Here is a 13,145-nt window from a genome sequence, read left to right as displayed (position 1 = left end):
CACCTTTCAGTGCAAACCTTCGAACGGCGGCAAGTTTCACTTCCCGCCGTTTTGTTTTATCTGCGATTTGGTTTTTATCAACATGGCTTGCCGTCAGTAGCCGTTTTATCGCCAGCACACGCTACCCCAGGCTGCAGACTTGTCTAAGCTGTAAATACAGTATTATTCGGATCCACGCGAAATACATAGGCAGCGTGGTGAAAACTGGTTAAAATACGCGCCCTTTTCTACAGGTAGACATTATGACTCGCAAAAAGAAAGCACGTACCTCCGGCCAGCTTGGTATTCGGCATAAACCCACTGCAGAAGCCCGCCAGGAACGTGAACGCCCTGTAGAATCCAAGAAAAAAGGTGCAGGCTTAAAATCCGGTAGCCGCAATGCGGTTCATGCGGATAAACCTACCGACACTGGCAACAAAAACAAAGATCCACGCCATGGCAGCAAAACGCCAATTCCACTGGTTGTAACCGTGGCCGAGAAGAAACTTCTCGCACCACAAACCACGCCAAAAGCCTTACTTGCTAAAGCCAAGCCGGTTGAAATTCCGCCACAGGTTGAATTAGAACAACTGGAGCAGGATGAAAAACTGCAAGAATTGCTGGAGCGGATGGAACAAGGCGAAACGCTGACTGGCAAAGATGCCAAGTACTTTAACGCTAAAACTGCCCGTCATTCTGAATTGCTGACGTTGCTGGGTCTGGATGTTGAAGACGAAGAAGACGAAACGCCAGAAGAAGAATTAGACGAGCTGAGTAAACTGCAGCAGGTTGACTGGCGTAAAGACTTACTGGGCGAATAACGGACGGATGATTTGATGTGGTATGTTTTGTTTGGGCTCGGGGTTTTGGTTGTCGCAGGTTTGGCGTTTTATCTGGGACAAATATTGTTTCAACTGCGTGCGCAACAACAACGGCAGCAACAGTCATTGCTGGACCATCAGCAAAAACAGGCCAAACATCAGCAGTATTTGCTCGATAGCATTCTGCTCATCGGTAAAGCCACGCTGGAACAACAGTGTGAATTATCGGAAGCGGCACTGCGGATTTGGGTATTGCTGGACAACCTGCAACCTGACTTAGCCCAATCCAGCCGCTGGCCAGGATTGTTTGCAATGTACGACTGTGTCAAAGCAATGCCGACCCACGACGCCCGCAAAGAGCTGGATAAAAAGGAATTACGCCGTCAGGATCATCTGCGCCAGCAAACTGAAATTCAGTTAAAAGATGCCATCGAAACGGATATTCGCGGTTTACTGGATTTGTTACAGCAACGGCATTAAGTATCTGCACCACAGTAAGAAAACAAAAAAACCGGGCATAGACCCGGTTTTGCTTTTTTAGAAAGGTCCGTTTTGATTATTGTTTGTAAACCACGCCGGCTTTCATCACAAAATTCACTTTCCCCATCACACTGATATCCGCCAGCGGATCGCCTGGCACCGCAATAATGTCGGCAATTTTACCGGTTTTGATACTACCCAGCGTTTCCGCCATGCCCAATAACTTGGCGCCTTCGATGGTAGCGCTGTGCAGTGCTGCCAATGGCGGCATACCCGCTTCGGTCATAAATACAAATTCTTGCCAGTTATCACCATGCATGCCGACCCCGGCGTCAGTGCCAAAGGCGATTTTAACCCCGGCTTTATAGGCCCGGGCGAAGGTTTGCTGAATTAACGGCCCTATTGCCGCCGCTTTGAGCCGTACCATTTCCGGGAAGAAGCCCGGTACTTTGGCTTTTTCGGCCACGTACTTACCGGCACTAATAGTCGGGACATAATAAGTACCATATTGCTTCATCAGCGCCATGGTTTTATCGTCCATAAAAGTGCCGTGCTCAATCGAGCTAACGCCGGCTTTAATCGCCCGCTCCATGCCCTCTTTACCATGCGCATGCACTGCCACGGTAAAACCATAATCTTTGGCGGTATCGACAATCGATTTTATTTCTTCGTCTTTAAACTGCGCATTCATGCCACTTTTTGCGACACTAAGTACACCGCCGGTGGCAGTAATTTTAATCAAATCAGCGCCTTCTTTGTAACGCTGCCGCACTGCTTTACGTGCATCTTCGACGCTATTCACCACGCCATCGGCCGGCGTCGGGTCACCCATCCGTTCATAAGACACGCCGTTTGTTGGATCGGCATGGCCGCCAGTAGTGGCAATCGAACGACCCGCGGTGAAAATCCGCGGCCCTTCGGTATAACCAGCGGTAATGGCTTTACGCAGCGCAGTGCTGATGTGATGGCTGTCGCCGAGTTCCCGCACTGTAGTAAAACCGGCCATTAATGTCTTTTTCGCATACACAGCGCCCCTTAAGGCAACGTCCGCTTCATTCATGGTGAAGCCTTCGGTATAGGACGTTGGGCTGCTCTGATATGAAAAGTGAGTGTGCATATCCATCAAACCCGGCAGCACTGTGTGTTTACTCAAATCAATCAAGGTATCCCCGCTGCCAGGCTGGCGGTAACCACTTTCAATGGCACTGATTTTGTCACCGTCAATCACCAGCGTTTGCTGCCGTAATACCTGTGAGCCTTCGGCGGTAATCACGGTGCCAGCGTGAATGAGGGTGGCGGCTGGTGCTAACAGCGGTAATAACGCACTGCTGCACAAGAGAGTTTTGATTGGTTTCATGCTGGTTCCTGGATCATGAGGCAACGACATTGGCTGCACTCTGGTTAGTGATGTCGACATCATCGATGTTTGAGTTGGATCAAAGTCTAATAAATCACAGTGCTTATACTGCCACCAGTCAAGAACAGGCGAATGCGATATGAACACCATGATTTGGGACGAAGCACTGGTCCGTAAGTACAACACTAAAGGCCCACGCTATACCTCCTACCCAACAGCGTTGTTATTGCGCAGTGGCTACAACGCAGCAGACCCCTTGCAGGCACTGGTCGATAGCGGCCCGGAATTGAGTTTGTATGTGCATTTGCCATTTTGCCGAGAGCTTTGTTATTACTGCGGATGCAACAAAGTCATTAGCCGCGATCAGAGTAAAGCCGACCGCTACATGCAGGCGCTGGCGCGGGACATACAGTTTTACCAGCAGGTGACTGCCAAAAAGCAGGTCAGCCAGCTGCATCTGGGGGGTGGTACGCCAACTTTTTTAGATCAGCAACAATTAACGCAGTTGATGCAGTTATTAAGGCAGCAGTTCCACATTACCCCAGATGCCGTGCTGAGCATTGAAATTGACCCGCGCAGTTGTGATGTGCCAAAGCTTAAGCTACTGCGCGAATTGGGCTTTAGCCGGGTCAGCTTTGGGGTGCAGGATTTTGACGAAAAAGTGCAGCTGGCCATTCACCGCCAGCAAAGTTTTGTTCTGGTGGAAACCCTGGTCGTTGCCGCCAGAGCGCTCGGTTTTAACTCAGTGAATCTGGATTTAGTCTACGGATTGCCTTATCAACAGCCGGACAGCTTTAGAGCAACTTTGCAGCAAGTAATACAGCTGGACCCGGATCGTATTTCGTTGTTCAGCTACGCGCATTTACCGGAACGTTTTGCGGCACAACGTAAAATTCCAAGCGAAGCCTTGCCCAATGCACAGCAGAAGCTGGAATTATTGGCGTTGTCCGTGCAACAGCTCGGGCAAGCCGGTTATCAGGCGATTGGCATGGATCACTTTGCCAAAGCGCATGACAGCCTGGCGATTGCACAACGCGAAGGTAAATTGCAACGCAACTTTCAGGGTTATACCACCGACAACTGTAAGACGATGCTCGGGCTTGGCGTGTCGGCCATCAGTCAGGTCGGCAACCAAATTTGGCAACATCAGAAAGATTTAAATCAGTATTACCGGCAACAAAATGAGCTGGGGCACAGCATCGATAAAGGCATGGCATTAAGTCTGGATGACCAAATCCGCGCTGATCTGATTGCTGAACTGATGTGTAATTTTCAGCTGGATACCACTATATTTGCCAGAAAATGGCACATCGACTTTGCACAATATTTTGCCAGCAGTCTGGCACAACTAGCCGCGTGTCAGCACGATGGTTTGGTAGAACTCTCGGCGCAGCAACTTAAGGTCACGAAGCTGGGACGGCCCTGGGTACGGGTACTGGCGGCTTGTTTTGATGCCTATTTACTGCCGCAAAGTCAGCAGTATTCACAAGTGATTTAAGCCTGAATCGTTTAGGTGCTTTCGTCCGCTATCCCAAGACTAAATTGATATTCACCACTTTGCAGCACAAAGTGGTTTTGTCCTTGAAACATCTGCACCACCGCCTGCTCTGCCAACTGATAAAACAAGGCGCGACTGAATTTCGCGGTCAAGCCACGCGGCAACTGCAAATAAGGCAACAACAAACCAGAACCCGGCTCGGCTTGTAGCTGGACCGGGTATTCAGCCGAAATTAAGTATTCCGTCCCTAAATTAGTCATCATTTGCAGCACAGAGCCATGTTCGTTGTCGTGCCACTGCCAGTTGGTCAGTAAAAAAGGTGCATCATCGACCTGAATAGCCACCTCTTCCACTGGCGTGGTCAGCACATAACGGTCATTTTTATACTGTAATACCGAGCTGAATAGTTGTACCAATTCAATCCGGCCAATCGGGCTTTGTTGGTAAAACCACTGGCCTTCGCGGTCAATCCGGATTGGGATGTCGCCACAAAATGGCGGATGCCAGGATTCCAGCGGCGCGTTGCGGCCTTGCTTCAGTTGTTGTTGTAATAAAGAGAGATCCATAAGGCAGTTCCAGAAAGTCGGTGTCGGTGTCTTTCACCAACAGCTTTGCATGCAGCATAGGCGCAATTGACGTTTCCAGTACGGTTTTGCGCCAACCAAAACCGTACAACAGAGATGTTTCGCGTTATGATAATAAGGCCGGGACGACAATAACATCAACCTGATGCCGTCGTTCAACCTAGACCACCACCGGAAGGAGCTTGGGTTTTGCTGAGTCAAATTTTAGAATATATCGAAAAAAATCAAGAAATTATAATTACCACCGCGATTAATCTGACTGTCGCCATCATCATCTTTTATATCGGCCGCGCTCTGGCACGTGGCGTGTCCACACTGATTGGCAAAGCCTTGCTGCACCGTAAAGTCGATCGTGCTGTGGTGTCGTTTTTAAGCAGTATTGTTTACGCCGCTATCTTAATTGCCGTTGCGCTGATTGCGCTGTCCCATCTTGGTATTCAAACCGCATCGTTTATCGCCATCTTAGGTGCTGCTGGTCTTGCCGTGGCGCTGGCATTGCAGGGCTCATTGTCGAACTTTGCTTCTGGCGTACTGATCATCGTATTCCGGCCGTTTAAAGCCGGCGATTTGGTCGATGTTGCTGGCATTAGCGGTGTGGTTGAGCGCATCGACATTTTTCAGACCGTTTTTAAAACCGGCGACAATAAAAAGATTTTTGTGCCGAACTCGCAAATTACCGGCGGCGCTATTGTGAATTACTCTGCAGAGGCACAGCGACGGGTCGATCTGACCATCGGCATCAGCTATGACTCCGATCTGCGCAAAGCCAAGCAGTTGCTGGAAAATATCGTGGCAGCAGATACACGTATTTTAAAAGACCCGGCATCGGTGATTGCCGTGAGCGCGTTGGCTGATTCGGCAGTGCAGCTGATCGTGCGCTCTTGGGTGCAATCCGCTGACTATTGGCAGGTTTATTGGGACACGTTGGAACAAGTGAAACTGACATTTGATCAGGAAGGTATTGAAATTCCTTACCCGCAAATGTCCTTGCATCTGAGAAAAGAGGAAAAGGAATGAAACTGAATAAACCATTGCTGTTGTCATCATTATTGCTGTGCAGCGTCGGCAGTCAGGCGGAAGATGCAGTAAAACCATGGTCAACTTCTGCTGAGCTGGGCGCGATTGCCACTTCGGGTAATACCAAAGGTACCTCGATCACCGGCAAAATAGATAGTAAACAAGAGCTGGAAAAATGGAGCAATGAATACGCCTTTGCTGCTTTTTACAAAGAAGATGAACTGACCAACGCCGCCGGTGACAAAGTCACCGAAAAGTCAGCCGAGCGGTTTTTTGTCTCAGGTAAAGGTGGTTACAAACTCGATGCCGACCACGCCAAACTTTACGTATTTGGTTCTTATACCGACGACACCTTTGGCGCATACACCAAATATGCTTTAGTGTCCGTTGGTTACGGCGATCGATTGTATGAAGATGACAGCAAAACGCTGGAAGCGGAAATTGGTCCTGGTTATTACAGCGGTCGCACTTCTGATGACATCACCGAAAACGGCGCTATGGTCCGTGGTGCGGCGACACTGAACTGGAAACTCTCTGACACCGCTGATTTTAAACAAACATTGAGTGTCGAAATGGGTGAAAACAACACCCGAACCGGCGCCGAGTCTTCAGTCAGCGCCAAAATTAACGGCAAAATGCAAATGAAGGCAGCCTTCCTGGTGATGAACGACAGCGACGTACCGGTTGGAAAGAAAAAAACCGACACCCAGACCTCACTGACTTTGGTTTATTCGTTTTAGTTACTTTGGAAAACCGGCCCATTGCGGCCGGTTTTTTGTCATCTCAGCAGCACAGTTCAGCAGAGCCTGCGGGGCACTCAGCGGAAATTTGTGGCCTTTCCAACGACTTGAGCTAAGCTTAATTTAGCAAATTCCAGTGTATCAAACCCTATATCAGAAACGCCGGACACTGGCGATCTTAAGTTGGCATCCGCTGCAACCGGGACGACAACACTGCAGCGACCGACCTCACAAAGGAAGCCAATGGCAATGGCGGAAGAAGGAACAGCAGACTCAATCAAGTCGTCATCTACCGATCTGTATTCAATACTCGCAGCAGTATTGTTTGCAGTGCTGGCTTGTTGCTGGCTGACCGAATTTGATCTGTATCTGACCTCATATTTGATGCCTGCCGAGCAAGCAAAGCAGTTGCACCTCTATAATGGCTGGGTATTACTAGGCGTTTCACTCTGGCTGATGAGTTGGTTCTATTTGCAACGCCGTGACTACCAGCAACAGGCATTGGTGGCCAATCAGCGTTTTGACAGCACCTTTGGCCAGTCAGCGGTCGGCATGGCGCATGTCAGCATCGAAGGGCATTTTTTGCGGGTGAATCAGCGCTTTTCGCATATGTTGCAATACGACGCTGATAGCCTGATTGGCCGTAGTTTTCATGATGTCACCCACCCCGATGATCTGGCAGACGATTTACTAAAAATCGAAGCGCTCACCCAGGGCGACATTGAACATTACGATATGGAGAAACGCTATCGGCGTCGCGATGGCTGCTATTTCTGGGCCAATTTGTCGGTGTCGATGCAGCGGGAAACCACGACCGAAGCGGCGTATTTTATTGCGGTGATTGAAGATATCGACGCCAAAAAACAAGCCACTTTGGCTCAGGAATCCAGCGTGGCGCAGGTTAAATTGCTGCTGGACGCCACGGGCGACGCCATCATCGGCATCGCCGCCAATACCGACATTACGTTTGTCAATCAGGCCGCATTACAGCAGCTTGGATATTCCAGTATTTCGCAGGTGCTGGGGTTGCCCATGCTGACGTTGATCGCCAAACACAAAACAGCATTGGCGGCCTGGCGCGACATCGCGGCACTTATTGAGAAACCAGCCCCTTTGCATGGTGAAACCGATTTGCTGGTTGACCGTCATGGCGATGTGCTGCCTTGTGCTTACCGGGTAATGCCGGTGCCACGTTCAGAAGACGGCACTGTGCTGGTGTTGTGTTTTCAGAATATCCGCGAACGGCGTCAACAGCTGCTGAAACAACATGCGCAAACCCATTTATTGCACCGGCTGCTGGATAATGCCCCGGTTGAAGAACTATTGACCGAGCTGGTGAATTTTGTCGAGCAACAGCTGCCAGCCTTGCGCTGCTCTATTTTATTGGCGGATTTACCCAAACAGCAGCTACGGGTCGCGGCTGGCCCGAGCTTACCCGACGAATACAACCAACAGGTTGATGGCTTGCCGATCCGATATGGCAATGGTTCTTGCGGTACTGCCGCCGCGACCGGTAAACCGGTGATCGTCAGCAATGTCCGCACGGATTTGTTGTGGCAGGATTTTCAAGGCTTGATCCAACCCTTTGACTGGTTACAAGCCTGCTGGTCAACGCCATTCTTTAGCAGCCAGAAGATGTTGTTAGGTACTTTTGCAATTTATTCGGCTCAAGCGAGAGAACCTAATTCTGACGAACAGGATCTTATTCAATTTACCATCAGCCTGGCAGCGTTTCTGGTGGAGCGTAGTGATGCCAAAGCACGTTTTGATTTGTTGTCAAAAGCGGTGGAACAAAGCCCGATTGCGATTATCATTTGCGACGCTGCAGCAAAAATTTCTTATGTAAATCATCAGTTTGATCGACTAACTGGTTTGCAGGCTGACACCATTATTGGGCAGCAGCTCACCAGTATTTACCCAGCCGCATTACAACCTGTGATTGCCGAAGCCATGTTGCAGGTCATCACCGGGATGGAGCTGGCGCAAGGGCAACTGGAAGTCGTACGCACCGACGGTCAGGTGTACTGGCAAAAATATTGCCTGCGCGCCATTGTGACGCAAAAACAGCAAAGCCACTTGCTGCTGGAAATTGAAGATATCACGGTGCAAAAACGCGCCGAACAACAATGGATGGAAAGTGAGTTACGTTTTCGCACCTTGCTGGATAACACCCCGGAAATCTCGGTGCAGGGTTATGAAGCCGACGGCACCACTTTTTATTGGAATAAAGCCAGCGAAAAAGTTTATGGCTACAGCAAAGAGGAAGCGATTGGCAGCAATTTACTGGATTTAATTATTCCGGACTTTATGCGCGAAGGTGTCAGACAAGCCATCACCAGTATGGCTGAAACCGGTATAACTATCCCATCCGAAGAGTTATTACTAAAACGCAAAGACGGCACGCTGGTGCCGGTGTATTCCGGTCACGCCGTGGTGAAACTGAAAGATCGGCCGGCACAAATTTTCTGTATGGATCTGGATTTAACCGAGCGTAAAAAAAAGGATGAAGCGTTACGGTTATCCTCAGCGGTTTTCAACAGCAGCCGGGAAGGTATTATCATCACCGACACTGATCGGCGGATTATTTCCATCAACCCGGCGATGGCGCAACTGTTTGGTTACTCAGAAGCTGAGTTAATTGGGCAAACGCCATCCATCCTGCGCTCTGGCCGGCATAGCCCGGAATTTTATCAGCAAATGTGGAGCATGCTGGAACAGCAACATTACTGGCAAGGTGAGGTGGTCAACCGGCGCAAAGATGGTGAAACCTTGCCGTTACAACTCAGTATCAGCGCGGTATTTGATGAGCAACAACGGGTCAGTCATTATGCCGCGATCTTTACCGACTTATCGCAAATTCGGGCCACCGAAGCAGAGATGGCTTTTTTGTCTGACCACGACGAATTAACCCATCTGCCGAACCGGCATTTATTTCTGCAACTCGTGGAACAAGCAATGAAAATTGCCCGCCGCGACAGTACCGGTTGCGCCGTGCTGGTGCTGGATTTAGATCATTTTAAAGACGTCAACGACAGCTATGGTCATGTACTGGGTGATGAATTACTACTTCAGGTTTCCAGAAAGTTAAAACAGTTGTGCCGCAACGTCGATGTACTGGCCAGACTGGGTGGCGATGAATTCGCTATTTTGGTGACGCCATTACAATCGCCGGAAGACGCCGCCAGGGTCGCGGTTAAAATGATTGCCGAATTCAGCGAACCCTGGTTATTAGCCGATCAATACGAAGTCACCCTGGGCGTTAGCATTGGCATCAGCGTGTACCCGCAACATGCCAATACCACCCTCAATTTGCTGCAAGGCGCCGATGCCGCGTTGTACAAAGCCAAAGCTGCCGGCCGGAATACCTACACCTTTTTCTCCGATGAGTTTACCCAGGGCGCCCGTGAGCGCCTGACCATGGAAGCGAATTTACGCAAAGCACTGCGACTTGGTCAGCTGCGGGTGTTTTATCAGCCGCAAGTGGAAATAAACAGTGGCCGGATCATTGGCGCCGAAGCACTGGTGCGCTGGTTTGATCCGGAGCAGGGCATGATTTCGCCAGCGCGTTTTATACCGGTTGCCGAAGCTTGTGGCCTGATCAATGACATCGGCCACTTTGTGCTGCAGGAAACCTGTCGCCAGGGTCAACAATGGCTGGCACAAGGCCTACCCAAATTAACGCTGGCGGTGAATGTGTCGCCCATTCAATTTAAACGGTTTGACATGCATGCGCTGGTGACTGAAACCCTTGCCGAAACTGGTTTTCCGCCACATTCGCTGGAGCTGGAGCTGACCGAAAGTGCGCTGATGGAAAACGAAGAAGCGGTCATTGCCACGCTGAATCAGCTGCGTAGTCTTGGGATCCGGCTGGCCATTGACGATTTTGGCACTGGCTATTCATCGTTGGCTTATTTAAAACGTTTCCCGCTGGATGTACTGAAAATTGATAAAAAGTTTATCGACGACATTCCGGGCAACAATGACGATATGGAAATCGCCATTGCCATTATTGGTATTGCTCATACTCTGGGTTTTAAAGTGCTGGCAGAAGGCGTGGAAACTGCCACCCAACTGGAATTTCTGCGCCAGCAACACTGCGACCATTACCAGGGTTATTATTGCAGTCCACCGGTACCGGCCGAAAAATTCGAGGTGCTGCTACAACAGCAAATCATGCCACCGGTGGATCTGGTGCCATCGAACCTGGTAGCGGGACGGCTTTAGCGACAACTGCGATGACGCCGTGCCAGGTACAACCACCATAACCCCAGACTGAACACAGCAGGCCAGCTACCGCCTGATGATTTCCCGGCTGCTGCAGGTGGTGGAGGCGGCGGAGCCGTCACCGTCAACGTCTGGCTACTGTTGGCCTGTTGCCCGGCCGCATCCTGGACGGTTAACGTCACCGGGTAACTGCCGGCACCACTGAAGGTAAAACGCAGCGGATTGCCACTGGCGACGACGCTACCCAGCTGCCAGTTGTACTGCACAATAGCGCCATTGCCACTGCTGGCACTGGCGGTGAAGTCACAAACTAAGTTGTTACAACTGCTGCTGAAACTGACCTGTGGTTCGGCAAATACGGTCACGGTTTTAGTCACCACGCGCGGCTGCCCTAAACTGACGGTACTTAAACTGACCGGATAACTTCCGGCAGCGCTAAACACAAATTCCGGCGCTGCCGACTGGCTGCTTTGCCCTGCAGCAAACTGCCAGCTAAATACCAGGTTGCTACCCGTTGCGATCTGACTGAGGTTACGAAAACTGCAACGTAAAAACTGGCACTGCACACTAAAATCCAAAGAAATCAATGGATCTTCCTGCGCGGGCGTCACTTCGACGTAACTTGCGTATACCGGGCCAGCCTGTCCGGACGCATCGGTCCCCCGCAGATAAAGCCGGTGTTTGCCAAGTGGTAAGCTCGTCAAAGTGCCGTTAACCATTTCTACGGCATTGTCAAAAGCACCATCCTGCGCGCTTAACACGACATCAGCGGTAGCAGACTCTGTCGGAAATTGATTGATAAAAAGCTCAGCTTTGCTGATTGGCTGGCTTGGCTCGATGCCATTTTGCAGATTAGTCTGGCGATCGGTCAGCTGAAACTGCAGCGTTAAGCTTTGATCCTGCCGCACTTTGCCATCAACCGTATTCATCGTCAGCCCCTGCACTTCCGGGCCAGAAGGCAATAAATAAGGAGCAGCAGTGACCCGGGCGGCATACCACAAGGCTTTTAAATTGTCGGGTAAAATCTGGTTCTGATAGACCGCACAGGATTGAAAAAACGCAGTGCCAATTTCAAAGGTGTAAGCAGCGACCCCGAGTTCGCCATAACTGACGCCATCGGTGGTGCCGTCGGTTGGATACAAACCGATGGATTGTGTTGGCAGATAATCATTAAACCAGGCGAATTTGCGACCCAGTGTTTGCAGCGCCGCTGCGTTTGGCGCCGGTGAGGCATTTTCGCCCCAGGGCCATAACACCAGCTCGCTGTAACTATGAATATCCAGATGAATGCCCGATGTTGTTGCTGGAGCTGCGTCGGAGCGTAGCGGCCCCCGGTTATCTTTAAACACTGCACGGGCATATTGTTGTAAGGCTTGAGTTTCTGGCTCAGAGCCAGCACTGACACCACGATAGGTTAAGTCACAGCTATCACCACTGCTACCTCCGGGCGCACTGTTCCAACCGAAACTGAAGTTGCGATTTAAATCAACTCCGTAGTTACCAGAACTGCAGCTGGCATCATTGATGTTTTTGCGCCATAACAAACCACCTTCAGCAATCTTCCGCCCTTCAGGGTTAGTTTGCAGCAGCAGGTGAATTTCCTGCTGTTCTAACATCCAATCGGCATCAGCGTTGTTGCCAATACCTTCCAGCACCGATTTGGCAAAGGCCAGCATCAAAGGCGCGGTGGCGTATTCGCGGGCGTGAATGGCGCTGTTGATCAGCAGCACCGGCTTGTTTGCCACCCCATTATTTTTGCTGAGTTTCAACACATGTAAGTCATAACCGGGGCGGCCGTTGCTTTTCGCCCAGGCCGGACCGATGGGCTGCCAGCTTGCATAATTCGGGTAATCCCGCACCAATTGTTCAGCAATGGCATAACTTTCTTCGACAGTTTCATAACAGGGGAAACCGCTAATACCGGCTTGGGCTTGGTTAGCTTGGCTGCTATCACTGCGATTGTTCGATTGACTGAAGGCTGCAGCTTGCGCTGTTTGCCACTGTGTGGCCGGAGTCATCGCGACAGCAAAAGGAGTTAGCTGTAACTTAGCTTTGTTATCAAGCTGTAAAACAAGAACTTTGTCTTTCCAGTGCCCGGCAAGCAACACATCGTGATGACTAATAGCCGCCGCCCGCGCCAGTTCTACAGTCGCAAACCGCACTTCAGTTGCCTGTTGTAGTTGTTGTTGCTGAAAATCCTGCAGACGCGGATCATCCAGCAATGGTGCGGCATACAGCGGATAACTAATAAACAAACTTGTTAGCCAATACATTTTATGCATAGCCGGCTCCTGCGGATGATTTGTTGTAGCCTAAACCTTGTCTGAAGTTCCGGCAATCGCTGTATTGCAAATACATCTTAATAACAAAAACGTAAAAATGGTCGTTTCACCAATTAAAATTAACAGCTCACGGCCATTAAAATTACGTTTTTCATACATCAGC

General features: G+C 50.2%; 9 protein-coding genes. 6 read left to right on the top strand and 3 right to left on the bottom strand.

Features of this window, described 5'->3' with window-relative positions:
- Positions 1 to 242: 242 nt before the first annotated feature.
- Complete coding sequence (yihI, locus tag A5320_RS21490; RefSeq protein WP_068070048.1) at positions 243 to 800, top strand: Der GTPase-activating protein YihI; 558 nt, start codon at positions 243 to 245, stop codon at positions 798 to 800.
- A gap of 15 nt (positions 801 to 815) precedes the next feature.
- Positions 816 to 1,280 carry a DUF2489 domain-containing protein gene (locus A5320_RS21485; RefSeq protein WP_197490248.1) on the top strand — a complete coding sequence of 155 codons (465 nt, stop codon included), beginning with the start codon at positions 816 to 818 and terminating at the stop codon, positions 1,278 to 1,280.
- A 76-nt stretch (positions 1,281 to 1,356) separates the two neighbouring features.
- Here the strand turns inward: A5320_RS21485 and A5320_RS21480 are convergent, their stop codons facing one another.
- The gene (locus tag A5320_RS21480) at positions 1,357 to 2,637 is read right to left on the bottom strand and encodes a metal-dependent hydrolase family protein (RefSeq protein ID WP_068070044.1); all 1,281 of its coding nucleotides are present in this window, start codon (positions 2,635 to 2,637) and stop codon (positions 1,357 to 1,359) included.
- Between the two features lie 139 nt (positions 2,638 to 2,776).
- Between A5320_RS21480 and hemN the strand changes: the two genes are divergently transcribed.
- Complete coding sequence (hemN, locus tag A5320_RS21475; protein ID WP_068070042.1) at positions 2,777 to 4,135, top strand: oxygen-independent coproporphyrinogen III oxidase; 1,359 nt, start codon at positions 2,777 to 2,779, stop codon at positions 4,133 to 4,135.
- Between the two features lie 11 nt (positions 4,136 to 4,146).
- Here hemN and A5320_RS21470 read toward each other — a convergent pair whose 3' ends face one another.
- Positions 4,147 to 4,701, bottom strand: coding sequence for a DUF1285 domain-containing protein (locus A5320_RS21470; protein ID WP_068070040.1), 555 nt, complete (start codon positions 4,699 to 4,701; stop codon positions 4,147 to 4,149).
- A 207-nt stretch (positions 4,702 to 4,908) separates the two neighbouring features.
- On the opposite strand from A5320_RS21470, the gene A5320_RS21465 reads away from it, so the two are divergent.
- The 3 genes from A5320_RS21465 (at position 4,909) to A5320_RS21455 (ending at position 10,700) form a co-directional block, all read left to right on the top strand.
- Positions 4,909 to 5,736, top strand: a complete 828-nt coding sequence (locus A5320_RS21465; RefSeq protein ID WP_231916809.1) for a mechanosensitive ion channel domain-containing protein — start codon at positions 4,909 to 4,911, stop codon at positions 5,734 to 5,736.
- Positions 5,733 to 6,476: a DUF481 domain-containing protein gene (locus A5320_RS21460; RefSeq protein ID WP_068070037.1), complete on the top strand. Its 744-nt coding sequence runs from the start codon at positions 5,733 to 5,735 to the stop codon at positions 6,474 to 6,476. Before A5320_RS21465 ends, A5320_RS21460 begins: the two co-directional genes overlap by 4 nt.
- Before the next feature lie 243 nt (positions 6,477 to 6,719).
- Entirely contained in the window at positions 6,720 to 10,700 is a 3,981-nt protein-coding gene (locus tag A5320_RS21455; protein ID WP_068070035.1) for a PAS domain S-box protein, read from the top strand.
- Here the strand turns inward: A5320_RS21455 and A5320_RS21450 are convergent.
- Positions 10,697 to 12,982 carry a M14 family zinc carboxypeptidase gene (locus A5320_RS21450; protein ID WP_068070033.1) on the bottom strand — a complete coding sequence of 762 codons (2,286 nt, stop codon included), beginning with the start codon at positions 12,980 to 12,982 and terminating at the stop codon, positions 10,697 to 10,699. The genes A5320_RS21455 and A5320_RS21450 overlap by 4 nt on opposite strands.
- Between the last annotated feature and the right edge of the window lie 163 nt (positions 12,983 to 13,145).

The organism is Rheinheimera sp. SA_1 (assembly GCF_001669775.1).
In the GTDB taxonomy this organism is placed as follows: Bacteria; Pseudomonadota; Gammaproteobacteria; order Enterobacterales; family Alteromonadaceae; genus Pararheinheimera.
This window is presented reverse-complemented; position numbering and strand designations above follow the sequence as displayed.

Bases quoted from the DNA above. Each gene is read 5' to 3' on its own strand.
- A5320_RS21480 (WP_068070044.1), bottom strand. From the start codon at position 2,637: ATGAAACCAATCAAAACTCTCTTGTGCAGCAGTGCGTTATTACCGCTG.
- A5320_RS21460 (WP_068070037.1), top strand. From the start codon at position 5,733: ATGAAACTGAATAAACCATTGCTGTTGTCATCATTATTGCTGTGCAGC.
- A5320_RS21455 (WP_068070035.1), top strand. From the start codon at position 6,720: ATGGCAATGGCGGAAGAAGGAACAGCAGACTCAATCAAGTCGTCATCT.
- yihI (WP_068070048.1), top strand. From the start codon at position 243: ATGACTCGCAAAAAGAAAGCACGTACCTCCGGCCAGCTTGGTATTCGG.
- hemN (WP_068070042.1), top strand. From the start codon at position 2,777: ATGAACACCATGATTTGGGACGAAGCACTGGTCCGTAAGTACAACACT.
- A5320_RS21450 (WP_068070033.1), bottom strand. From the start codon at position 12,982: ATGCATAAAATGTATTGGCTAACAAGTTTGTTTATTAGTTATCCGCTG.
- A5320_RS21470 (WP_068070040.1), bottom strand. From the start codon at position 4,701: ATGGATCTCTCTTTATTACAACAACAACTGAAGCAAGGCCGCAACGCG.
- A5320_RS21485 (WP_197490248.1), top strand. From the start codon at position 816: ATGTGGTATGTTTTGTTTGGGCTCGGGGTTTTGGTTGTCGCAGGTTTG.